Below are 21,456 nucleotides of genomic sequence, written 5' to 3' on the forward strand. Positions count from 1 at the left end.
AACGGAAAGATCCACTCCGGGCGAGCCGCTGAGATCACCTGCACCACCACATGATCCACCATGGACCAGGCGCCAAGTTACGAGACATCTCTTAGTGGACGAGACGTGAAAACGGCAGTGCGGTCAGTCTCCTGTCGGCCGGTCCAGGGAGTCGCGTACCGCGAGGGCCAGCGAGACCGTCTCGGCGAGGTCGACCGGGCGGACCACGCCGGCCGGCAGGGAGTCGGCCCACCAGCCCGGGCCGGCGGCCAGCACCAACAGGGGCCGGCGCGGGCTGGCCAGCAGCACGGCGAGCTGGGCCGGGTCGGCGGTGGCCCGGGTGTGCGACCAGACCACCACGGCGGCCGGCCCGGTGCGGTTGACCGCCTCGACCAGGGCCGCCGCCGGCACCCGGGCACCGAGCATCCGGTACGCCATGCCGGCCTCGGCCAGCGCGGCGGCCAGCGCCTCCAGCGGCAGGGTGTGCTGCTCCTCGTCGGCGCAGGAGAGCAGGATCCGGGCCGGACCGGTGACCGTCCCGACCCGTGGGACGGTGGCGAACGCCTCGGAGACGCATCGGGACACCAGGTGTTCCACCTCGATCAGCCCGGCCGTGGCGGCGTGCCGCTCGCCGATGCCGACGAGTACCGGCCGCAGGAGCCTGTCCCAGGTGGCGACGACGCCGTCGGCGGCCAGGGCGCGGGCGATCGTCTCGCCGATCGCCACGGAATCCAGGCGCATGGCGGCCCGGGCCAGCCCACGGGCCGCCGGGCCGGCCCGGCCGACCGGGATCGCCTGGCCACCGCCGTCGCGGACCCCGACCGGGCGGACCCCGGCGAGGGCACCGGCGGGCACCTCGCCGGCCGGCCCCGGTGTCGGCGCCTGCCGGGCCCATCGGGCCGCCTCGGCCGGGGTGATCCCCTCCGCGGTCAGCCGGCGCATCGTCTCCAGGCGCGCGAGGTCGGCTGCCGTGTACCGCCGGTGGTGGCCCGGCACGTGCTGGCTGGGGCCGAGTCCGTAGCGCTGGTGCCAGGTGCGCAGCGTGGTGACCGCGACGCCCAGTCGGCGTGCCACGGCCCCCGCGCTCAGCGCCTCATCGGCCACCCGGCCGCTCCGACGCGTCGTCCGCCGGAAGGCCGGCCGGGGCCGTGCTGGGACCGGGGGAGCCAGCCGCCGGCCCGGAGGTACGCAGCAGGCGGTTCACCACCCCACCCAGCCAGGGCGCGTACGCGCGGGGGTCGACGTCCAGGTCGGTCTCCAGCGTCGCCGGGTCGACCCAGCGCAGCTCGGCCACCTCGTCCGGGTCGGGACGCAGGGGCACGTCGGCCGGCACGTCGGCGCGCAGCACGTGGTCGTACTCGAACTCGACCCGCCCGGTGGTGGGGTCCTCCGCGTAGTAGACGTACACCCCGACCTCGGTGAGGTCGACGGGCCCGGCGCCCAACTCCTCGCCCAGCCGCCGGTTGGCGGCCTCGACCAGCGACTCGCCCGGGGCCGGGTGGCCGCAGCACGAGTTGGCCCAGCGCAGCGGGAACCGGGTCTTGGCGGCGGCGCGGCGTTGCAGCAGCACCCGGCCGTCCGGGTCGACCAGCAGCACCGAGAAGGCCCGGTGCAGCCGGCCCGGCGGTTGGTGGGCGGCGGCCACCGAGGCCTCGCCGTGTGCCCGGCCGTCGTCGTCGACCAGCTCGACCAGGTGGTCCTCCCGGCCGCTCACCGGGCTGATCTTTCGTTCGCGACTGCGGGACTCCGCTGCGCTGCGTTCCTCGCGCTCACCGGGTCGGCCTTTCGTTCGCGACTGCGGGACTCCGCTGCGCTGCGTTCCTCGCGCTCACCGGGCACCGCCTGTGATGCGGGCGGCGGCCAGCTTGCCGGAGATCAGGACCATCGGCACGCCGACTCCCGGCTGGGTGCCGGAGCCGACGAACACCACGTTGTCGAGCGTCCGATGCAGGTTCGACGGGCGGAACGGTCCGGTCTGGAAGAGGCTGTGCGCCGACGCGAACGGGGTTCCGGCCGCCATGCCCTGCTCGGCCCACTCGGCCGGGGTGACCGCGCGCAGCACCTCGACGCCGTCGCCGAAACCGACGTACCCGCGCTCCTCCAACGTCCCGACGAGCTGGTCGGTGTAGCGGCGGGTCAGGTCACCGCGCCAGTCGAACGGGGCCCGGTCGAGGTTGGGCACCGGGGCGAGCACGTAGTAGGTGTGGCGGTCGGCCGGGGCGACCGACGGGTCGGTGCGGCTGGGATTGGTGACCAGCAGCGACGGGTCGGTCATCAGCTCCCCTCGCCGGATCACCTCGTCGAACGTGCCCTTCCAGGATCGTCCGAAGTGGATGTTGTGGTGGGCGATTTTCTCATAACTCTGCCGCGAGCCGACGTGCAGCACCACGCAGGACGGCGAGTAGGTGAGCCGGCGCTGCCGGGCAGCGGGAAGCAGGTCCCGGTAGGCGACCGGCAGGTCGGGGTTGAGCACCACCACGTCGGCCGGGATGAACTCGCCGTCCGCGGTGAGCACGCCGGTCGCCCGGCCGTTCGCGGTCTGCACCCGGGTCACCGTGGTGCCGTACCGGATCTGCACGCCGTGCTTCTCCGCCGCGCCGGCCATCCCCCGGGAGACCGCGTGGATACCGCCGCGTGGGAAGTGGACCCCGGCCACCGAGTCGAGGTACGCGATGACCGCGTAGATGGCCAGCGCGTCGTGCGGGGCGAGCCCGGCGTACATCGCCTGGAAGGAGAAGATCCGCTGGGTGCGCGGGTCCCGGAAGAACTGGCCGATCTTCGTCTGGAGCCGGCGGAACGCGCCGTTGGCCAGCAGCTTCAGCAGGTTGCCGGTGAGCAGGTCGGTCGGGGCGTCGAGGTTGCGCTCGATGAAGTCCGCCCGCTCCAGCCGCCACAGCTCCCGGGCGTAGTCGACGAAGCGCAGGTACCCGTCGGCCTCCCGGGGGCCACAGACGGAGGCGATCTCGGCCGCCATCCGGGTGGTGTCGGTGATCACGTCCAGCGTCGAGCCGTCCGGGTAGTACGCCCGGTAAGCCGGGTCCAGCGGCATCAGCTCGACCCAGTCGCCCAACTCCTCGCCGACCGCGCCGAGCGCCTCGTCGATCAGGTCGGGCATGGTGAGGACGGTCGGGCCGGTGTCGAACTCGTACCCGTCGACGCCGAGCCGCCCGGCCCGGCCGCCCGGCACCGGCTCCCGCTCGACCACCGTCACCTGTCGGCCGCCGCCGGCCAGGTGCAGCGCGCAGGCCAGCCCGCCGAGCCCGGCGCCGACGACCACGACCTGGTCCGTACGTCCCGTCACTGTCCGCACGCGACCACCTCCTTCGAAATGTCGCCCATCATGCCCGCCGGTCGGTGGCGGCGGTGGCGAGGCCCGTCAGCGCGGTGCGCGCGGTCTCGTCGATCGGCGCGGTCTCCAGCGCGGCCAGCGCCTCGGCGACCCGGTCGGAGATCATCCGCTCGACCCTGGCGACCGCCCCGGTGTCGACGACCACCTGGGCCAGCCGGGACACCTCCCGGGCTCCGGTGACCGCGCCGGCCCGGTCCAGTGCCCGACGCTGCGCCGGGGTGGCGAACTGCCGGGCCAACATCAGCAGCGCGGTCGGCTTGCCGGTGCGCAGGTCGTCGCCGGCCGGCTTGCCGGTGGCCACCGGGTCGCCGTAGACCCCGAGCAGGTCGTCGCGGAGCTGGAACGCCTCGCCGACGGCCAGGCCGTAGCGGGTGTACGCGGCGGTCAGCGGCGCGTCGGTGCTGGCGCCGGCCAGGCAGGCGCCGAAGAGCAGTGGCCGCTGGACGGTGTAGCTGGCCGTCTTGTAGCGGGCCACCCGCAGCGCCCGGTCCACCGACCAGTTCGCCGCGTCGTTCTCGCCCAGGACGTCGAGGTACTGCCCGGCGATCGTCTCGACCCGCATCCGGTCGTAGCAGTGCCGGACGTCGAGCAGTCGCGCCGGCGGCACGGCGGCGCGGGACATCAGCCGGTCGGCCCAGACCATGCAGAGGTCGCCGATGAGCACGGCCACCGCCTCGCCGAACCGGTCGGGGTCGCCGGTGTGCCCGGCGGCGACGTGCCGGGCGGCGGCGGCCCGGTGCGCGGTCGGCCGGCCGCGCCGGGTGTCGGAGGCGTCCATCACGTCGTCGTGCACGAGCGCGAACGTGTGCAGCAGTTCCAGGGCCGCCAGCGCCGGCAGCACCGTATGGAGCGGCTCGTCCCCGCCCGCGCCGCCCCGCCACCCCCAGTACGCGAAGGTCGGGCGGACCCGCTTGCCGCCGGCCAGCACGCAGTCGCGCGCGGTCGAGGCGAAGCCGCCCATCTCCGCGTCGATCTCGGTGAGCGAGGCGACCTCGGCGGCCAGGAACGTCGTGAGGGTGTTGTCCACCCCCCGGGCCAGGTCGTTGGCGAACGCGGCCAGCACGCTGCGGACCGGATCGTCCGTCGCTTCCGGCTGTGCCGGTGCGACGCGGAGGGTGTTGCCCGCAACTGCGTCGTTGGCCATGCGGGCGAGCGTACCCTAGGGTTGCGAGTTGCGTCGATTCCTGCGTCGATAGTCCGAGGAGGGCCAGTGGACACCGACCTCGCCGCCGCCTATGGCCGGTGCCGTGACCTGCACAAACATCATGGCCGTACCTACTATCTCGCCACCCGGCTGCTTCCCGCCTGGAAACGGCGACACGTGCACGCCCTGTACGGATTCACCCGGTACGCCGACGAGATCGTCGACCGCACCGAGGACCTGCCGCCCGCCGAACGGTCCGCCCGGCTCGACGACTGGTCGGCGCGTTTCCTGGCCGGGCTGCACGGCGCCCCGGTCGACGACCCGCTGCTGCCCGCCGTGCTGCACACCATCGCCGTCTTCGACCTCGACCGGTCCGACTTCGCGTCGTTTCTGCGCAGCATGGCGATGGACCTGACGGTCACCGCGTACCCGACCTATGGCGACCTGCTCGACTACATGGAGGGCTCGGCCGCCGTCATCGGCACCATGATGCTGCCGATCCTCGGCAGCTCCGACCCCGCCGCCGCCCGGGAGCCGGCCCGCCAGCTCGGCCTCGCCTTCCAGCTCACCAACTTCATCCGGGACGTGGCCGAGGACCTGACGCGCGGCCGGACGTACCTGCCGGACGAGGACCTGGCCAAGTTCGACGTCACCCGCGGGGACCTGTACGCCGCCGCCGCGCGCCGTCGCGCCAGCCCGAAGATCCGCGAGCTGATCGAGTACGAGGTGACCCGCGCCCAGGCTCACTACGAGGCCGCCGCCCCGGGCGTCACCCTGCTCTCGCCCGCCTCGCAGGCCTGCATGCGGACCGCGTACGTGCTCTACGGCGGCATCCTCGACGAGGTGGCCGCCCAGGACTACGACGTGTTCACCCGGCGGGCGCTGGTGCCCCGGCGGCGACGGATGGCCGTAGCCGGGCGGGCCGTACTCACCCCGGCCGGCACCCCGGTCGTGGTTCCCGGGCCGGGGCTGGCGGGTGGCCGGACCTGAGCCCGGTGCGCCTCGTCACAGGCAGGAGTGCAGGGCCTCCACCAGCTCGTCGACCCGGTCGTGGTCGGCGAGCCGGGCGGTGGCGTACGCGAACGTGTAGCCCCGTTCCGGGTCGGCCCAGGCGCTACTGCCGCCGATCCCGCCCATGCCCCAGCTCCCGTCCGGCTCCCGCTGCATGCCCAGCGTCCAGCAGGCCCGGCGGTCCAACACCAGGTCCGGGCCGTCGTACTGGGTCCGGGTCGCCTCGGTGACCAGGTCCGGGCCGAACAGGCGCACCCCGTCCAGGACGCCGCCGGCCAACAGACCGGCGTAGAGCCGGGCCAGGGCGGCGGCGGTGCCGTGCAGGTTCACCGCCGGCACCTCCGCGCCCCGCCACAGCGGGCTGTTCAGCACCGCCAGGTCCAGCCCGCCCGCCGGGTTGCCCAGCGCCCGGGCCCGCAGCGACCCCGACTCGCCCAGCGTCCGGGCCGGCCAGCCCGGATCGGCGTACGACAGTTCGGCGCACCGCCGCTGGTCCGCCGCGCCCAGGCCGAAGGCCAGGTCGAGCCGCCACGGGCCGGCGATCTCCTCGGCCAGGAACCGGCCCACCGGCCGCCCGTCCACCCGCCGCACCAGCTCGCCCACCAGATGCCCGTACGTCCAGGCGTGCTCGCCCGCGACCGTCCCCGGCTCCCACTGCGGCTCGGCGGTGGCCAGGTCGGCGCAGAGCAGGTCCCAGTCGGCGACCGCCCCGGCCGGGCGGGGCACCGGAAACGCCGGCAGCCCGGCGGTGTGGCTGAGCACCTGCCGGACGGTGGCCGGGGCGCGGAACCCCGGCCAGTGGTCGGCGACCGGGTCGTCGAGGTCGAGCCGGCCCCGGTCGACCAGCGCCAGCAGGCACAGCGCGGCCACCGGCTTGCCGACCGAGTACACGTTGACCAGGGTGTCCGGCGCCCACTGCCGACCCGGCCGGCCGGCACCGGCGACGAGGTCGACGACCGGCCGGCCGTCGTACCAGACGGCGAGGCCGGCCCCCGTCTCCCGGCCGGCGGTGAACAGGTCGTGGAAGCAGTCCCGGACCGGGCCGAAGTGTGGGCGCATCCGGCCACGGTAGGGGAACCCGGAGGCGCTGGCACGGCGACCCGATGCGGTGCGGTGGCGCGGTGCGGAATGCTGACGGCATGGTGGAACCGGAACTGGTGGACGTGGTCGTGGTCGGGCTCGGCGTCGGCGGCGAGGAGGTGGCCGGGCGCCTCTCCGAGGCGGGCCTCGACGTCGTCGGCATCGAGCGGAGCCTCGTCGGCGGGGAATGCCCCTACTGGGGGTGCATCCCGAGCAAGATGATGATCCGGGCGGCGAACGCGGTCGCCGAGGCCCGGCGGGTCAACGAGTTCGCCGGCACGGCCCAGGTCCAGCCGGACTGGGCGCCGGTGGCGAAGCGGATCCGCGCGGAGGCCACCGACACCTGGGACGACCGGGTCGCGGTGGAACGGTTCACCGGCAAGGGCGGCCGGTTCGTGCGCGGCGGCGGCCGGCTCGACGGCCCCGGCCGGGTACGCGTCGGCGACCAGGTCTTCCAGGCCCGGCACGGGATCGTGCTCGGCACCGGCACCCGACCCTCGGTGCCACCGATCGCCGGGCTCGCCGACACCCCGTACTGGACGAACCACCAGGCCGTCGAGGTCGAGGAACTGCCCGGGTCGCTGCTCGTGCTCGGCGGCGGCGCGATCGGGCTGGAGCTGGCCCAGGTCTTCGCCCGGTTCGGGGTGGCGGTGACGGTGGTCGAGGCGGCGGACCGGGTGCTCGCCGTCGAGGAGCCCGAGGCGTCCGAGGTGGCTGCCGCCGCGCTGCGCGCGGACGGGGTGCGGATCTCCACCGGGGTGAAGGCCGAGCGGGTCGACCACGACGGGCGGGCGTTCACCCTTGGAGCGGCCGGCGGCGTCGAGTTCACCGCCGAGAAGCTGCTGGTGGTGACCGGCCGGCGGGCGCACCTCGACGAGTTGGGGCTGGACGGCGTCGGGGTGGACCCGTCCCAGCGGTACCTCGCCGTCGACGACCGGATGCGCGCCGCCGAGGGCCTCTGGGCGGTCGGCGACCTGACCGGCGAGGGCGCGTTCACCCACATCGCCATGTACCAGGCGGCCATCGTGGTCGCCGACGTGCTCGACCACGTCCGGCGGGCGCGGTCCGGCCCGGACGCCAGCGGCACCGCCAGCGCGGTCGGCGGAGCGGCGAGCACGGCCGGGGCCGGGATCGCCGGCGGCGTGCCGCACGCCGACTACCGGGCGCTGCCCCGGGTCACCTTCACCGACCCCGAGGTGGGCGCGGTCGGGCTGACCGAGCGGCAGGCCCGCGAGCGCGGCATCAACGTGCAGGTCGGCGTGAGCCCGCTCGGCTCGTCCACCCGGGGCTGGATCCACCGGGCCGACGGACTGATCAAGCTGGTCGCTGACGCCGACCGGGGCGTCCTGGTCGGCGCGACCTCGGTCGGCCCGGCCGGCGGCGAGGTGCTGTCGGGCCTGGTGGTGGCGGTGCACGCGGCGGTCCCGCTGACCCAGCTCCGGAACATGATCTACGCGTATCCGACGTTTCACCGCGCCGTCGAGGACGCCCTGCGCAATTTGAGGTAGCGCCGCCGCTGGTCCCCTGATCGTCCGACGCGCACGGGATCGTGCGCGGTGCGGTGCGGTGCGGACGGTCAGGGAGACGCGGGTGCGCCGTGCCGGCCGGCTCCCGCGGCGAAGCGGGCCGCACCCGTCGCCGCGTCGGCCGCCAGCGACTCCGCGCCGTGGACCAGCTCGACCGCGAAGGCCTCCGGCTCGGTCAGGTTGGCGCCGGCCAGCAACGCCGCCCGGTCGTTGCGCAGGCAGGTCTGCGGGTGGCGGGCGATCCCGGCGGCCAGCCGCTCGGCCTCCACCCGGGCCTCACCCGGCGCGACCAGCCGGTTCACCAGACCCATCGCGTACGCCTCCTCGGCCGGCACCGGTCGGCCGGTGAGGACCAGGTCCATCGCCCGGCTCTCGCCGATCAGCCTGGGCAGCCGGAAGGTCCCCCCGTCGACCAGCGGCACCCCCCAGCGCCGGCAGAAGACCCCGAGCACCGCGTCGGACTCGGCCACCCGCAGGTCGCACCAGAGGGCCAGCTCCAGCCCGCCGGCCACGGCGTACCCGGAGATCGCCGCGATCACCGGCTTGGACAGTCGCATCCGCGTCGGGCCCATCGGACCGTCGCCGTCGGGCTCGACCCGATTGCCGCCGGGGGTGCCGATCGCCTTCAGGTCCGCCCCGGCGCAGAACGTCCCGCCCGCCCCCCAGAGCACGGCCACCGCCGCCTCCGGGTCGGCATCGAAGGCGCGGAACGCGTCGGCCAGGCCCCGGGCGGTCGACCCGTCGACGGCGTTGCGGACAGCCGGCCGGTCCAGGATCACCGTGGTCACGGCCCCGGCGCGTTCGACCCGTACCCCCATCGGCGTCCCTCCTGGTCGGACGGCTTGACCCTCGGCCGCGGGCCGCCGGGCCGGCGGTGCGGGCCGAGATGGCCGGCGGGCCCGGCCCTCGGGTGGTGGTGGACACCCCGACATCGACCGTAGCGGCCCGCCCACCCGATGGCACACGGACGGAGCCGGGCGGGCCGCCACCGGGCGCGGCGCTAGCATCGGCGGCGGCACGATCATGTGAGGTGCCCCGCGGCTGCGGGGAGAATCGGGAAGCCGGTGGGAATCCGGCACGGGCCCGCCGCGGTGACCGGGGAGCCGCCGTCCACGCGCGTCACGCGCAGCCACTGGCCGCACGGCTGGGAAGGCGGACGGTCGGGCGTCGATCCGGGAGTCCGAAGACCGGCCTCGCGTCGGGTGCCCACCGCAGCGGTGGGCCGAGCGCAGCGGGAGCCTGCCTGTGGACATCTACGACACCATCCACCGCCGCCGGGACGTCCGGGCCGAGTTCACCGGGGAGCCGGTGCCGGCGGAAACCCTGCACCGGATCCTCGACGCGGCACACGCCGCGCCCAGCGTCGGATACTCGCAGCCGTGGGACTTCGTCCTGGTCCGGGACACCGAAACCCGCCGCCGGTTCCACGAGCACGTCCAGGTCGAACGGGACACGTTCGCCGCCACCCTCGACGGCGAGGCGGCCGAGCGGTTCGCCCGGATCAAGATCGACGGAGTGCTGGAGTCGACCCTGTCGATCGTGGTCACCTACGACCCGGCGCGGGGTGGCCCGGCCGTCCTCGGGCGGCACGCCATCGCCGACGCCGGGCTCTACTCGGTCTGCCTGGCCATCCAGAACCTGTGGCTCGCCGCCACCGCCGAGGGGCTCGGCGTCGGTTGGGTCTCCTTCTACCGGGAGCCGTTCCTGGCCGGGCTGCTCGGCATCCCGGACGGCATCCGGCCGGTGGCGTGGCTCTGCCTCGGGCCGGTCACCCACCTGGCGACCGTGCCGGACCTGGAACGGCACGGGTGGCGGCGGAAGCGTCCCCTCGCCGAGGCGGTGCACCACGACCGTTGGGCGGCGACCGACCGGCGAACGGCTGATTCATGAACCTCGATTGCTGGGATAGCGTGGCATTCACCCTCAGTCCTCAACCCGCTACGTTCGGGAGGATCTTCATGCGTGCCACCGTCAGGGTCCTGCTTGCCTCCGTCCTCACCACCCTCGGCCTGACCGCCGCCGTAGCCACCCCGGCCCTGGCCAGCGCCCCCGCGCCCTTCTGCGAGTCCGGTGGGTCGCAGTTCTACTGCGACGCCACCAGCACCGGCACGACGACCTGGACGGTCACCTGGTACTCCGGCAGCGTCGGGACCTTCACGAGCGCCGGACCGACCCTCTTCGCCAGCTGCCCCTTCTCCAACATCGGCCTGCAGGTGCGGGTCAGCTACAGCTACTTCGACGGCAGCGTGACCCAGTACAGCGACACCGGTAGGTTCATCTGCCGCAGCGGCCCCTGGCAGTAGCCGCCGGGTCCCGCGCCGCAGGCCGGTCGGCGGCGCGGGACCCCACCGCCGGCACCCCGGCCTGTGTGCGGGTGCGGCGGCGGTGTCGGCCGCGTCCCCGGACTGCCGGTCGACACGTACGGCGGCGGGCTCGTCACCGCCGACCGGTTTGCGACCGCTTCTGCCGGGAAGTCGGGCGGGATGCGGGCACTCTTGACGAGAATCGAACAGAATTCGGCGCTGGACCGGGTCGGGGACCGGTTGCAGCGCGCCGTCCAGGCCACCATCCGCCCGCAGCGGGTGCGCGACCTGCTGCACGGCGTCTTCCTCGGGCATCCGCTGCACCCGGCGCTGGTGCAGGTGCCGGTGGGCGCCTGGATCAGCGCCGCCGTCCTGGACCTCATGCCCGGTCAGCGTCGGGCGGCCACCACGCTGGTCGGGCTGGGCACGGTCGGCGCCCTCCCGGCGGCGGTCGCCGGGCTGAACGACTGGGCGGCCCTCACCCGGGACCAGCGCCGGGTCGGCCTGGTGCACGCCGCCTCCAACACCATCGGCCTGGCCCTGTACGCGGGCTCGCTGGCCGCCCGGCTGAGCGGGCGGCACGGGACCGGGCGGGCGCTGGCGTACCTCGGGCTGACCGCGGCGAGCGCGGGGGCGTACGTCGGGGGGCACCTGGCGTACAAGCAGGGGGCCCAGGTCAACCAGAGCGTGTCCGAGCTGCACCGGATCAGCGACGGCTGGCACCCGCTGGTAGACCTGGCCGGGCTGCCGCAGCGGAAGCTGGTCACCCGCGAGGTGGACGACGTCTCGGTCATCCTCTACCGGCACGGCGACGAGGTCACCGTGATGCTGGAGCACTGCCCGCACCAGGGCGGTCCGCTCGGCGAGGGCGAGGTCGCCGAGATCGACGGGCACGCCTGCGTGGTCTGTCCATGGCACGGCAGCGCGTTCCGGCTCAACGGCGGCGAGGTCATGCACGGGCCGTCCGGGAACGACCAGCAGATCCTGCCGACCCGGGTGGTCGACGGGATGTTGCAGGCCCGGCTGCCCTGAGCTTTCCGCTCCCGCGCCGCCCGTCGCCCCGCTCCCGCCACCCCGCCGGGCCCGCCCTGCGCGCACTTCCCCCGAAGGTGTGGGAACGGCGCGCCATGGCCACACATTCCGTGAAAGTGCGTGCGCAGGGGAGGCGGGGTGGGGGCTGCCGGCGTCAGCTCCGGCGGTGCCGGCCGGAGACCAGGGCCCGCGCGCCGGCGGCGGCCCGGGCGATGCCCGGTCGGCGGCGCAGCCCGAGGACCGCGCCGATCTGCGCCCCGACGATGCTGGCCACGGCGAGCACCGCCGAGACCGCGAGTGGGCGGTTCACCCGGTCCTCCTCGCTCGCCCGGGACGCCCCGGCGGCCATCGCCGGCTGCGGCCCGGAGGGCGGCTGGGCCACCTGCTGGCTGCCGCGCGTCGACTCGGCCGACGGCTGGCTGGCCGGCGGCGCGGGTGCCGGGCGGGTGGCCGGCGGCGTCGTCGCCGGGGTCGCGGGCGCTTCGGCGGCCGGCGGGGCGACCGGGGTCGCCGACGGGGGAGTGACCGCGCCGCCGGGGGCGGGGGCCGTGGGCCGGACCACCAGCCGGCCGGTGGCGTGCGTACGGGCCCCGGCGTCGCCCGCGCCGTCGGGCAGCCTGATGAGCTGCCCCGGGCGGATCCGGTCGGGGTCGTGCAGCCGGTTCAGCTTCGCCACGTCCCGGTACCGGTCGAAGTCGTCGAGGTAGCGCTCGGAGATCTCGCCCAGGTAGTCGCCCTTCGCCACCTGGTACATCGTCGGTTCCACCGGCTCGGGGAGCTGGGCCGCCGTGGTGGCCACGACCGGCGACGCCGTCCGCGCGCTGACCGGGAGCGTCGCGCTGGCCGGCCGGGCCACCGGGGCCGCCGCGGCGACGGCCGGCTGCGCCACCGTCGGGTACGGGCCGGCCAGCACCGTCGCCGCGCTGGCCGCGGCCGGGCTCGCCGCGATGATCAGGGCCACCGAACCGACCAGCGCAGCCGCGGCCCGCTGCTGCCGGCTGATCCCGGGCAGCCGGGGTGCCGGCCGGCGCAGCGACTGCGCGCCCAGCTCCACGAGCACCGAGAAGGCGAAGGTGGCCCAGCCGAACCAGCCGACAAGGGCCAGCGCCCGCAGGAAGAGCTGGCCGTCGTCCCGGCTGGTCAGCGTGGCGCCGATCTCGGCGAGGGTGGGCACGTGGTCGGGGAGCGGGTTGCCGGCGAACGCGATCAGCGCCACCGGCCCCCCGACCAGCACCGCGATCAGCACGACCAGCGCGCCGAACCCGGTGAGGACCTGTCCGGTCCGCCGTGCGGCGGAGCGACCCGGTGCGGCCATGGCGTTCCTTCCCTTCCTACGGGTCCTCGGTGAGGGCCCGCGCGGTGGCCTCACCGGAGACGGTGACGGTGTTGCCGAAGCCAAAGAAGCCGAGCATGTACCGGTCGTAGGTGACCGTGACGCGCACCCGGACGAGGGTCTCCCCGCCGACGACCGGGAACTCGACGGAGGAGGCGGTCACGTCCGCCGCGGCGAGGTAGCTGTTCACCGCAGCCCTGGCGGCCACCTGGTCGATCACCTTGGGGCCGCCCTCGATGGCCTTCGCCCGGTCGATGGACTGGCCGCCGGTCCGGGCCGCCTCCGCGGCCAGGTTGTCGGCCCGCTGCATGGACCGCAGCTGACCGGCCCCGTCGAAGGCAAGCCCGATGATCGCGAGGACGCCGATCATCCCCGCCGCGAGGAACAGGCTGACCCGGCCGTCGTCACCGTGGAGCCGGCGGGCGGTCACGACCTGCTCCGGTAGCGGTCCAGCGGGGAGGTGAAGGCGGCCGAGACCGTCCGGTTGGTCGGCATCGCCGGCAGCAGCGACAGGTCGATGTCCGCGAAGGTCACCGTGCAGGCCACCCGCACGGTGACGGCGGCGGGCTCGCCGGGATCGCTGGCGAAGGCCTCGTCGAAGCTGACCGCATCGCCGTCGACCGAGCCGCTGAAGGTGAGCGTCGGCTGGCCGGCGCAGTTCGCCCGCTGCCAGTCGAGCTGGTTGCTCGCGGCGGCCAGGGCCTGCCGCCGGGCGGTGGCGGCGTCCCGGGAGATGGAGGCGGCCCGGGCGGCATCGTGCGCCGCCGACTCGATCGCCTCCTGGGCGATCGCCGTACGCCCGGCCACGCCGGCCAGCACGAGCAGCGCGAGGAACGCCGGGGCGAGCACGGCCACCTCGACGGCGACCGAACCCCGTTCGTCCCGCCGCGGTTGGCGCCGGAATCGGCGTCGGTCGTCGGCCGGCACGTCACGTCTCCGCACGTCGCTCACCCCGTCGTCCACCGTTCGACCGTGCCGTGGGCGGTCTGCCGCACCGGGAAGCTCACCCAGGGGACGACCGAGAGGGCGGTGCCGGTCACCGTGCAGGTCACCTCGGTGGCGTCCGTGACGCAGTCGGGCCCCGGCGAGTCCCAGCCGACCAGCCAGTCACCGGCCGAGGTGAGGAAGTCGGTCGCCCGCTGTTCCCCCGCCCCGGCGGGAGCCTGGAGGACGCGCTGGGCGTTGACCGCGCTCTGCGCGGCGTTCAGCGCGGTGGCCCGGGCGACGAACCAGGCGGCGGCCTGGATCGAGGCGAAGAGCAGCACCAGGATCGCCGGCATCACGACGGCCAGTTCCACCGGGTTGGCGCCCCGCTCGGCCGGGCCGTCGGCGAGTCTCCGCCGGGCCCCGGCCAGCAGCCCCCAGGACGCCTCCCCGGGTGGCCGCCGTACGCCGTCACGTGCCCACCCGCCCGGTCGCCGCCGTACGCCGTTGCCCGCCCGCCCCGGCGCGCGCAGGCCGGTGGGCCGGTCGGCGGGTGCCGACCGGCTCCGGTCCGCGCGTGCGGGGCGGCCCGTCACGGTTTCGACCCGCCGTCCGGGATGGCGTTCATCCAGCTGTTGGCCTTGGTCAGGGCGAGGGCGGTGACCGCCATGGCGACGGTGACCAGGCCGGCGATGATCACGGCGGTCGGCACCGGGCTGTCGCCGCGCTCGCCGTCGCGGCGCAGCTCGGTCAGTCGCGTCGTCAACGCGATGTGCAGATAGGCGATGAGGTGCATGACGTGCTCCTTCGAACTGGGGAGGGGTTTCACAACCGGGCGAGGAACGGGTAGACGGCGAAGCCGAGCAGCACGAAGACCAGCAGCGAGCCGGGGATGTCCAGCCGGCTGGTGACCGCCTCGGCCCGGGCTAGGTTGTCGGTGCGGATCTGGTCGCGCAGCGAGTCGGCGCGGCTGCGCAGCGTCTCGTGTACCTGCGCGCCCTCGCTGCCGGCGGAGCGCATGATCGCCCCGACGTCGCCCAGTTCCGGGATGCCGATCTTCTCGGCCAGCTCCCGCAGCTCGTCCCAGGGCGAGTGCATCTGCATCTGGGCGATCCGCAGCGACTCTCGGATCCGGTCGAAGACCCAGCCGTCGCAGACCGCCGCGGCCCGCTCCAGGGCCTGCACCGGGCCGTGCGCGGCGGAGAGCTGCAACGCCACCAGGTCCAGGTAGGTGCAGACAGCCTGGCGGAACTCGTCCCGGGCGGCGTCCGCGCGGGTCAGCACGCTGCGGTGCGCCACCAGGGCGGCGACCAGCGCCATTCCCAGGCTCCCCAGCAGCGGTACGAACACCGGCACGGACACCCCGCCGAGGAAGAGCACCGCACCGGCCAGGGTCGGGGTGACCAGGCCGACCAGCGCGGAGAGCAGCAGGGACAGGGCGTACTGCTCCGGGGTACGGTCGATCAGGGCGAGCTGCCGGTGCGGCGGACGCAGCCAGCGGGCCAGCCCGCCGACCCAGTCGAGGCGTTGCGCACCGCTCGCGGCGGTCCGGCCGGTGCCCGGCGGCTGGTGCAGCCGGCGCAGCGCGGGGCCGAGCGCCGGTGCGGCCGGCAGCGCCTCCCGGACCACCAGGAAGACCCCGAGCCCCACCGCCGCGCCGCCGCAGACGGCGACGGTGAGCTGCCAGTTGAGGATCACCGGTACCGCCTCTCGCTCGCGGCTGCGGGGCTCGCAAGCTCACTCCTCGCGCTCACCGGGCCGGCCTTTCGTTCGCGGCTGCGGGGCTCGCAAGCTCACTCCTCGCACTCACGCGATCGCCTCCGTCCGGTCGGGAGCGGGCAGGAACCGCGCCGGCCGGGGTGGCTGGCTCATCACCCGCACCCAGGCCAGCAGCCCGATGAACGCCCCGCCGAGTACGACCATCACGAGCTGCCCCACCGGCGTGCCGTACGGGCGGACGTACTCGGTGTTGACCAGGCCGTACGCCAGGGTCAGCAGGGTCATCCCGGTGAGGAACCGGACCGCGAACCGCGGCTGGGTGCGCTTGGCCTCGATCTCCCGGCGGGTGGCCACCTCGGCGCCGGCCGCGCTCGCGATGGAGCCCAGCACGTCGCCGAGCCGCTCCCCCCGGTCGGTCAGGTGCAGGATCAGCGCCGCCACCACCTGGTCGCAGACCGGGTCCCCGATCTCGTCGGCGAACGCGAGCAGGGCCGTGCGGGCCTGCCAGCCGGCCTGGAGCCGGGCGGCGAGCGTCCGTACCTCCTCCGCGATCTCCTCGGGCACGGTGGCGATGGTGCCGAGGATGGCCTGCTGGAGGCCCTGGCCCGTGGACGAGACGTCCTTGAGCCGACGGGTCCACTCGCCGACCGCCTCGATCCGGGAGATGGCCCGCTGCTCGGCGCGGCCGACCGCGAACAGCCACGGCGCGCCGGGCACCGCCACGGCGACCAGCAGGCCGACCACCGGCAGCCCGGTGAGCAGGAACGCCAGCGCGCCGCCGAGCACCGCGCCGCCGATCAGCACCTGATGGTTGCGCTGCTCCCGGGCGGTGGTGCCGGAGCCGAGCCAGAGTCGGCGCAGCCCGCCACCCGGGCCCGCGCCCGGAGCCGGGCCGGCGGGCCGGGTGGTGCCGACCAGCGCCACCACCGCCAGCACCAGGCCGGCCACGCACGCCGCGCCGGACACCACGGCGATCAGCTCGATGTTCGGGGTCACCGGGTCACCGGCCTGACGCCGAGCCGGGTGTGCCGGGGGCGCTGCCACGCCCCGGCCCCGGCCTCGATCCACCGGCCCAGCAGCCGGGCGTCGTAGCCCACCCGCAGGAGCTGGTCGCGGACGCGTTCGGGCAGGTGACGGGGGATGGCCCGGCCGTCCGGCCCCGGGCCGAAGACGCTGGTGGTGGTGATCCGGCTGCCCTCGCCGACCCCGATCACCTCCTCCACGTGGGAGACGAAGCGGTACTTGCGGCCACCGATCGCGGTCTCGTCCTCGACGGTGACGTAGACGATCAGGTCGAGGGCGTTGCCGGCCATCCGGCGGGCCTGGTCGACGGTCATCTCCCGGCCGTGCGCCAGCGCCAGCTCGACGATCCGCTCGCCCACCCCGCCCGGGCTGCGGGCGTGGATGGTGCACATCGATCCGCGGCTGGTGGTCATCGCCTGGAGCATCGGCACGATCTCCCGGGACCGCACCTCGCCGACGATGATCCGCAGCACGCCCATCCGCAGCGACACCGGGATCAGGTCGGCGATGCTCACCTCACCGGCCGGGCGGCCGTCCAGCCCGCGTTCGCCGTGACCCTCCCGGGCCTCGAAGCTCATCACCGCCCGGTGCTTGTGCCCCCGGCGGGCGGGCAGCAACTCCCGGCTCTCCTCCAGCAGCACGTACGGCTCGTCGGCCGGGATCTCGTCCATCAGCGCCCGGATGACGGTGGTCTTCCCCGCCCCGGCAAGCCCGGCGACCATGATGTTCAGCCCGGCCCGCATGGACGCCCGCAGGAAGTCGCGCAGCAGCGGGTCGATCATCTCGTCCAGGTCACCCCGGGCGCCGGCGATGTCGTCGAGGCTCACCTCAAGGGTGTTGTGCTTGCGGATCACCGCGTACGGGCGGTGGCTGACCAGGAACACGGCGGCCAGTCGGCTGCCGTCGGGCAGTTGCAGGTCCAGGGTGGGCTTCGAGGTGGACAGGGACCGCTCGGTCGCCCCGGCCCGGCGGGCCGCCGCCTGGAGGATCTCCACCAGCTCGTCGTCGCTGTCGGCGATCGGGTCGGCCCAGTCGACCCCGCCGCCGTGCCGGGTGATGCGCACCTGGTCGCAACCGAGGATGTGCACCTCCTCGATGGTGTCGTCGACCAGCAGTGTCTGGAGCCGCCCGAGGCCGACCAGCTCGGCGGTCACCTGGTCGAGCAGCAGCCGCTCCTCCCCGGCGGGCATCGGGGTGCCGGCCCGGCGGACCGCGTCGGCGTACTCGGCGACCACCGCTACGGCGAGGCGGGCCCGCTCGACGTCCTCGGCATCGGCGTCGAACTCCCGGCCGCGCTGCCACAGCGTGAGTCGTTCGCTCAGCTCCCGGCGCAGCTCCCGGACCACGGCGAAGTCGACCCGGGGCCGGGGCGTCGGCGGCGCGGCGGTCGGCGGCGGGGCGGGGCCCACCGGCGGGACTGGTTGCTGGTGCCGCCCGTTCAGGGCCGGTGGCAGCGGCGGGGCGATGGAGGTCGCGGCCTGCTGCTGCGGGACCCGGGGGTCGTGCGACACCGGCTCAAACCGCATCCGGCACCCCTTGGGCGGCCGGCCAGGCCAGCCGGGCCCGGCGGCGGTCCAGCAGCGCCCGGATCGGCACCTCCAGACCACCGGCCGCGCGCATCAGTGGCCGGCCGGCCCGCACGGTGCCGCCGAGGGTGAGCACCTCCGCGGTACGCGGGTCCTCCGGCAGCCGTGCGATCACCGGAAGCCGCAGCGCCTTGCTGATCTCGCCGCGCCCGTGCCCGTCGCCGATCGGCAGCAGCCGCAGCGTGCCGGGCGGAACCCGGTGCTCGGTGAAGTCCCGCTCGATCGCCCGGATCATGGACCGGGTGGCGGAGAGATCGGGCAGCTTCGCCCGGGTGACCAGGAGGATTACGGCGGCGGCGCGCAGGATCGGCCACGGCGGGCCGGCCACCTGGAGCCGTCCGCAGTCGACGAGCACGTCGTACGGGGTCTGGCCGCGTTCCAGGTCGAGGAAGAAGTCGGCGAACCGGTGCCAGAGTGGGGTGACGCTGCCGGCCTGCGCCGGGTCGATGACACCGGGCAGCAGCAGCCGCTCCCGGCGGGGCGCGTCGAGGTCGACGAGCTGGGACCAGAACGCGGACTCCAGGCTCCCGTCTCGCAGCTCCCCGACGGCCAGCTCGCCGATGCCCCGTGGGCCGTCCAGCACCCCGCCGAGGTAGCCGGCGAGGATCGACCCGCCGGACGGGTCGCACTCGGCGAGCACCAGCCGCCGGTGCCAGGTCAGGGCGCAGGCCAGCGTGGTCGTGGTGACGCCGGGCGAGCCCTTCGCCGAGACCAGCGCGATGATGGCCATGGTCAGGCCGCCCCGGTCAGCACGACCGCGATCCGGTCCTGGGCGGCCAGCGCCACGATGGCCGGCACGTCCCGGGCGGTGAGCGCCACGTAGACCACGACGCTGCTGCTGCTCGGCGTCGCGGTGTCGATCACGGTGGCCTCGAACCGGGTGCTGCCGGCGCTCTGCCCGTCGGCGTTGCGGTTCGGGGTGCTGACCAGCAGCACCCGATCGCCGGGGTGCAGCCGCTTCGCCGGCACCTGGCCGGGGGAGAGGTCGAGGGAGATCTGCTGCTGGCCGGGGCCGAGCAGCGGATCGTCGGTGAGCTGGGCGGGGGTGAGCAGGGTGCCCGGGGCCAGTGCGACGGCCGCCCGCTTGCCGACCACCTCGTTGAGCCGTCCGGCCGGCACCGGCCGCAGCCCCTGCCCGCCGGCCACCTGCACGGTGACCAGGTCGTCGGCGCTGAGCGTCCGGCCCACCTCCACCGGCCGGGCCACCGCGAGGTAGCTGCCGGTGGCCCGGACGGAGGTGACCGCGAATGCCGCGCCGAGGCCGCCGAGGGCGATCAGCAGCACCGCGAGGCCGAGCAGGCCGGGGCGGACCCGGCGCTGCCGGAGCACCTTGGGCGGGGCGATGGGGGCGTCCACCGGCCCCGTGCCGTTGCGCGTCGCCAGACTCACCTGGTCACCACCTGAAGCTCGTCGATCTCGATCTGGACGGTGCCGCTGGTCCGGGTCTGGGGGATGTCGCCGCTCTGGCCATCGCCGACCCAGTGCACGTTCCAGAAGGTGGTGGCGCTGACCTGGTACGTGTCGGCCCTGGTGTAGCCGCTGTGGTAGCCGCAGTCGGGGGAGCGCCGGCCGGCCTGCGGGCCGTCCGCCGTGTACGGGGTGCCGGGGCCGTCGCACTCGACCTGCTCGCCGTTGTCCATGTCCCAGACGATCCGCTTCACGGTGGCGGTGATGGTCACCGTCAGCCCCCGGTCGGAGGCCGAGGCGGTCAGCGGGCCGAAGTAGTCGTCCCCCGGGCTGGCCCACATCCACACGGGCAGGCCGACCAGGCCGGGGCCCTTGCTCTTGCGCGGGGCGACCGACGCCCGGGGCGGGAGCAGCGAGATCGAGGCGAGCGCGCGGCGGGCCAGTTCCTCCGGGTCGGGCGGGGTGCCGTAGCCGGGCGGCGGGGCGTCCAACAGCTCCTCGTGTTGGGTGCCCCGGTCCCCTCCGTTGCAGGTGACCAGGTACCACTGCTTGCCCTCGGGGGTGTCCGGTGGCTGAGGATCCTCCAGCTTGTAGTAGCAGCCGTTGCCGTTGTTGAACCAGCCGAGGACGTTGTCGTAGCAGGGAATGACCTTGCCGCCCCACTGGCACTTGCCGGCCGGCCCGTCGTCGCCGCCCCCGCCGCCGGGTTTCCCGCCGCCGCCGCCCGGGGTGCCCGGGTCGTCGTCCCAGATGTTGCAGTCGTTCTGGCCGATGGGGCACTCCACCCCGCCACCCCGGGCCGCCGCCGCGACGGTTGCGGTGGGCGGGGCCGCCGTGACGGCGAGCACGAGGGCCAGGCCGATCCCGGCGAGCAGCCGTCCGGGCCGCGGATCGCGGAGCCGGCGGTGGGCGGGCCGTGGACGCACCGCCACCGCGCCGGGCCGGCCCGGGGCCGTGCCGTTCCGTCCGTCCCGGGTCAGCACGGCTGGTCCTCGTGGGCGGTGCCGGAGTTGATCAGCCAGCGGCCGTCCCCATACCGGGTGGCCGTCGCGGTGGCCAGGTACCGCCCGCCGCCCGAGCCGGGCACCACCTTCTTCGTCTTCGTGTAGACCAGCCGGTAGCCGGTGGCGTCCACACAATCCTGGATCTCCACCGTGGCCGGGACGCCGTCCAGGCTCACGGCGGTGACGGTGGGATCAGAAACGAGCGTTCCGGTACGCATGGCACCGTGCTCCTTCGCGTCGCGAATTGCCAGTCGGACCCGGGTCAGCAATGGATCTGCCAGGAACCTGCTCAGTTCCGGGTGGAACGGGTCGCTGCGCCGGTTCGCCGTGCGGGACGCCGCGAGGTATCCGGAATAGGCGGTGAGCGCCGATTCTCGGGCCGCCCGTTCCTCGGCCGCCGAATGGCTCCGGGTCGTTTTCGGTGCTGCCGACAGGGGCTGCGCCGTGGTCTCAGGTTCCGTGCCGCAGGCGGCGACCGGGCCGACCGCCAGGACCGAGACCAGGAAGATCATCCATCGGCCGGGGTGCTGTGCTCGCAATGCCGCCCCTCCTTGCTGGCGACCCGGCCGGGCGGCGCGCCGACCGCCCCCGGGCGTGCGACAACGCGGCCGGACGATTTCATTCGGACCCTGTTGCGTCACCGCGGTATTCGCCTGTGCTGATCTTAGAAAAGCCGTGAATCGATGTCCTCGCGTTGCCTCCGACGCCGCTTGCGGGGTTGCGCCGCACTCAAGGGGCGAGCATAAGCTGACGCCTGCCGATGCAACAGAGGCAATTCATACGAACACTCTCAGTGACGGGTGGGTGGTGGTGGGGGATGGCGCGTGCGCGGCCGGACATCGCGGGTCGGGGCCGCCCTCGGATGGCACCATGACGGCCGTGACATCGGCTGCGGGTGCGGGGCGCGTGGTCCTTTCGGCCGGTCAGCCGGACCGCTCCGGGAGGGTGGGTCCGAAATGCCCGCAGGTCAGGGTGCCCACCGTGCCCGTCCGGCCGCCCCGCCGGCCGCGCGGCCCCGCTGGGCCGTGGCGGGGTG

At 74.8% G+C, this 21,456-nt stretch carries 23 protein-coding genes and 1 riboswitch; of the genes, 5 read left to right on the plus strand and 18 right to left on the minus strand.

The annotated features are described in order from the left end of the window. Positions 1-123: 123 nt before the first annotated feature. From ACFYZF_RS15250 to ACFYZF_RS15265, 4 genes are all read right to left on the minus strand, one after another. Positions 124-1,083: a MerR family transcriptional regulator gene (locus ACFYZF_RS15250; RefSeq protein ID WP_387020434.1), complete on the minus strand. Its 960-nt coding sequence runs from the start codon at positions 1,081-1,083 to the stop codon at positions 124-126. Continuing rightward, positions 1,073-1,693, minus strand: coding sequence for an isopentenyl-diphosphate Delta-isomerase (idi, locus tag ACFYZF_RS15255; protein WP_387020436.1), 621 nt, complete (start codon positions 1,691-1,693; stop codon positions 1,073-1,075). Before idi ends, ACFYZF_RS15250 begins: the two co-directional genes overlap by 11 nt. A 114-nt stretch (positions 1,694-1,807) precedes the next feature. Further along, positions 1,808-3,289, minus strand: a complete 1,482-nt coding sequence (gene crtI, locus ACFYZF_RS15260; protein WP_387020439.1) for a phytoene desaturase family protein — start codon at positions 3,287-3,289, stop codon at positions 1,808-1,810. Positions 3,290-3,317: 28 nt separating this feature from the next. Beyond that, positions 3,318-4,472, minus strand: a complete 1,155-nt coding sequence (locus tag ACFYZF_RS15265) for a polyprenyl synthetase family protein (protein WP_387020441.1) — start codon at positions 4,470-4,472, stop codon at positions 3,318-3,320. A 66-nt stretch (positions 4,473-4,538) separates the two neighbouring features. Here ACFYZF_RS15265 and ACFYZF_RS15270 point away from each other — a divergent pair, with 66 nt between their 5' ends. Continuing rightward, positions 4,539-5,462, plus strand: a complete 924-nt coding sequence (locus ACFYZF_RS15270) for a phytoene/squalene synthase family protein (protein WP_387020443.1) — start codon at positions 4,539-4,541, stop codon at positions 5,460-5,462. 15 nt (positions 5,463-5,477) lie between these two features. Here the strand turns inward: ACFYZF_RS15270 and ACFYZF_RS15275 are convergent, their stop codons facing one another. After that, positions 5,478-6,542 carry a serine hydrolase domain-containing protein gene (locus ACFYZF_RS15275; RefSeq protein WP_387020446.1) on the minus strand — a complete coding sequence of 355 codons (1,065 nt, stop codon included), beginning with the start codon at positions 6,540-6,542 and terminating at the stop codon, positions 5,478-5,480. An 83-nt stretch (positions 6,543-6,625) separates the two neighbouring features. Between ACFYZF_RS15275 and ACFYZF_RS15280 the strand changes: the two genes are divergently transcribed. Then, positions 6,626-8,071 (plus strand): dihydrolipoyl dehydrogenase family protein, encoded by a 1,446-nt coding sequence (locus ACFYZF_RS15280; RefSeq protein ID WP_387021518.1) that lies wholly within the window; start codon positions 6,626-6,628, stop codon positions 8,069-8,071. A 68-nt stretch (positions 8,072-8,139) separates the two neighbouring features. Here ACFYZF_RS15280 and ACFYZF_RS15285 read toward each other — a convergent pair whose 3' ends face one another. Then, positions 8,140-8,907 carry a crotonase/enoyl-CoA hydratase family protein gene (locus ACFYZF_RS15285; RefSeq protein WP_387020449.1) on the minus strand — a complete coding sequence of 256 codons (768 nt, stop codon included), beginning with the start codon at positions 8,905-8,907 and terminating at the stop codon, positions 8,140-8,142. Between the two features lie 193 nt (positions 8,908-9,100). Further along, positions 9,101-9,300, plus strand: a riboswitch (cobalamin riboswitch). 34 nt (positions 9,301-9,334) lie between these two features. On the opposite strand from ACFYZF_RS15285, the gene bluB reads away from it, so the two are divergent. From bluB to ACFYZF_RS15300, 3 genes are all read left to right on the plus strand, one after another. Then, positions 9,335-9,979 carry a 5,6-dimethylbenzimidazole synthase gene (gene bluB / locus ACFYZF_RS15290; protein ID WP_387020452.1) on the plus strand — a complete coding sequence of 215 codons (645 nt, stop codon included), beginning with the start codon at positions 9,335-9,337 and terminating at the stop codon, positions 9,977-9,979. Positions 9,980-10,047: 68 nt separating this feature from the next. Continuing rightward, positions 10,048-10,392, plus strand: a complete 345-nt coding sequence (locus ACFYZF_RS15295) for a hypothetical protein (RefSeq protein WP_387020455.1) — start codon at positions 10,048-10,050, stop codon at positions 10,390-10,392. A gap of 180 nt (positions 10,393-10,572) precedes the next feature. After that, complete coding sequence (locus tag ACFYZF_RS15300; protein ID WP_387020457.1) at positions 10,573-11,424, plus strand: DUF2231 domain-containing protein; 852 nt, start codon at positions 10,573-10,575, stop codon at positions 11,422-11,424. Between the two features lie 154 nt (positions 11,425-11,578). Here the strand turns inward: ACFYZF_RS15300 and ACFYZF_RS15305 are convergent, their stop codons facing one another. The 12 genes from ACFYZF_RS15305 to ACFYZF_RS15360 all read right to left on the minus strand — a co-directional run bounded on the left by ACFYZF_RS15305 (position 11,579) and on the right by ACFYZF_RS15360 (position 20,932). Beyond that, positions 11,579-12,739, minus strand: a complete 1,161-nt coding sequence (locus ACFYZF_RS15305) for a LysM peptidoglycan-binding domain-containing protein (protein WP_387020460.1) — start codon at positions 12,737-12,739, stop codon at positions 11,579-11,581. A 16-nt stretch (positions 12,740-12,755) separates the two neighbouring features. Continuing rightward, positions 12,756-13,187 (minus strand): pilus assembly protein TadG-related protein, encoded by a 432-nt coding sequence (locus ACFYZF_RS15310; RefSeq protein ID WP_387020463.1) that lies wholly within the window; start codon positions 13,185-13,187, stop codon positions 12,756-12,758. After that, the gene (locus ACFYZF_RS15315; protein ID WP_387021521.1) at positions 13,184-13,684 is read right to left on the minus strand and encodes a TadE/TadG family type IV pilus assembly protein; all 501 of its coding nucleotides are present in this window, start codon (positions 13,682-13,684) and stop codon (positions 13,184-13,186) included. The genes ACFYZF_RS15310 and ACFYZF_RS15315 overlap by 4 nt, the downstream gene beginning before the upstream one ends. A gap of 20 nt (positions 13,685-13,704) precedes the next feature. Then, entirely contained in the window at positions 13,705-14,115 is a 411-nt protein-coding gene (locus ACFYZF_RS15320) for a TadE/TadG family type IV pilus assembly protein (RefSeq protein ID WP_387021523.1), read from the minus strand. Between the two features lie 158 nt (positions 14,116-14,273). Beyond that, complete coding sequence (locus tag ACFYZF_RS15325) at positions 14,274-14,477, minus strand: hypothetical protein (RefSeq protein WP_387020466.1); 204 nt, start codon at positions 14,475-14,477, stop codon at positions 14,274-14,276. Positions 14,478-14,506: 29 nt separating this feature from the next. Continuing rightward, positions 14,507-15,376, minus strand: coding sequence for a type II secretion system F family protein (locus ACFYZF_RS15330; RefSeq protein WP_387021526.1), 870 nt, complete (start codon positions 15,374-15,376; stop codon positions 14,507-14,509). A gap of 111 nt (positions 15,377-15,487) precedes the next feature. Continuing rightward, entirely contained in the window at positions 15,488-16,444 is a 957-nt protein-coding gene (locus tag ACFYZF_RS15335) for a type II secretion system F family protein (protein ID WP_387020469.1), read from the minus strand. Then, entirely contained in the window at positions 16,393-17,949 is a 1,557-nt protein-coding gene (locus ACFYZF_RS15340; RefSeq protein WP_387020472.1) for a CpaF family protein, read from the minus strand. Before ACFYZF_RS15340 ends, ACFYZF_RS15335 begins: the two co-directional genes overlap by 52 nt. Next, positions 17,939-18,739: a ParA family protein gene (locus ACFYZF_RS15345; RefSeq protein ID WP_387020475.1), complete on the minus strand. Its 801-nt coding sequence runs from the start codon at positions 18,737-18,739 to the stop codon at positions 17,939-17,941. The genes ACFYZF_RS15340 and ACFYZF_RS15345 overlap by 11 nt, the downstream gene beginning before the upstream one ends. A 2-nt stretch (positions 18,740-18,741) precedes the next feature. Then, positions 18,742-19,398 carry an SAF domain-containing protein gene (locus ACFYZF_RS15350; RefSeq protein WP_387020477.1) on the minus strand — a complete coding sequence of 219 codons (657 nt, stop codon included), beginning with the start codon at positions 19,396-19,398 and terminating at the stop codon, positions 18,742-18,744. Then, on the minus strand, positions 19,395-20,291 hold the full coding sequence (locus tag ACFYZF_RS15355; RefSeq protein WP_387021529.1) for a hypothetical protein: 897 nt from the start codon (positions 20,289-20,291) through the stop codon (positions 19,395-19,397). The genes ACFYZF_RS15350 and ACFYZF_RS15355 overlap by 4 nt, the downstream gene beginning before the upstream one ends. A gap of 101 nt (positions 20,292-20,392) precedes the next feature. Then, positions 20,393-20,932: a hypothetical protein gene (locus ACFYZF_RS15360; RefSeq protein WP_387021532.1), complete on the minus strand. Its 540-nt coding sequence runs from the start codon at positions 20,930-20,932 to the stop codon at positions 20,393-20,395. Positions 20,933-21,456 lie beyond the last annotated feature (524 nt).

This window comes from Micromonospora sp. NPDC001898 (assembly GCF_042891255.1).
GTDB lineage: Bacteria > Actinomycetota > Actinomycetes > Mycobacteriales > Micromonosporaceae > Micromonospora.

Coding starts and splice junctions, on each gene's coding strand:
- ACFYZF_RS15360 (WP_387021532.1), bottom strand. CDS start 20,932: ATGATCTTCCTGGTCTCGGTCCTGGCGGTCGGCCCGGTCGCCGCCTGC.
- ACFYZF_RS15305 (WP_387020460.1), bottom strand. CDS start 12,739: ATGGCCGCACCGGGTCGCTCCGCCGCACGGCGGACCGGACAGGTCCTC.
- ACFYZF_RS15275 (WP_387020446.1), bottom strand. CDS start 6,542: ATGCGCCCACACTTCGGCCCGGTCCGGGACTGCTTCCACGACCTGTTC.
- ACFYZF_RS15345 (WP_387020475.1), bottom strand. CDS start 18,739: ATGGCCATCATCGCGCTGGTCTCGGCGAAGGGCTCGCCCGGCGTCACC.
- ACFYZF_RS15300 (WP_387020457.1), top strand. CDS start 10,573: ATGCGGGCACTCTTGACGAGAATCGAACAGAATTCGGCGCTGGACCGG.
- ACFYZF_RS15285 (WP_387020449.1), bottom strand. CDS start 8,907: ATGGGGGTACGGGTCGAACGCGCCGGGGCCGTGACCACGGTGATCCTG.
- ACFYZF_RS15340 (WP_387020472.1), bottom strand. CDS start 17,949: ATGCGGTTTGAGCCGGTGTCGCACGACCCCCGGGTCCCGCAGCAGCAG.
- ACFYZF_RS15295 (WP_387020455.1), top strand. CDS start 10,048: ATGCGTGCCACCGTCAGGGTCCTGCTTGCCTCCGTCCTCACCACCCTC.
- ACFYZF_RS15265 (WP_387020441.1), bottom strand. CDS start 4,472: ATGGCCAACGACGCAGTTGCGGGCAACACCCTCCGCGTCGCACCGGCA.
- ACFYZF_RS15325 (WP_387020466.1), bottom strand. CDS start 14,477: ATGCACCTCATCGCCTATCTGCACATCGCGTTGACGACGCGACTGACC.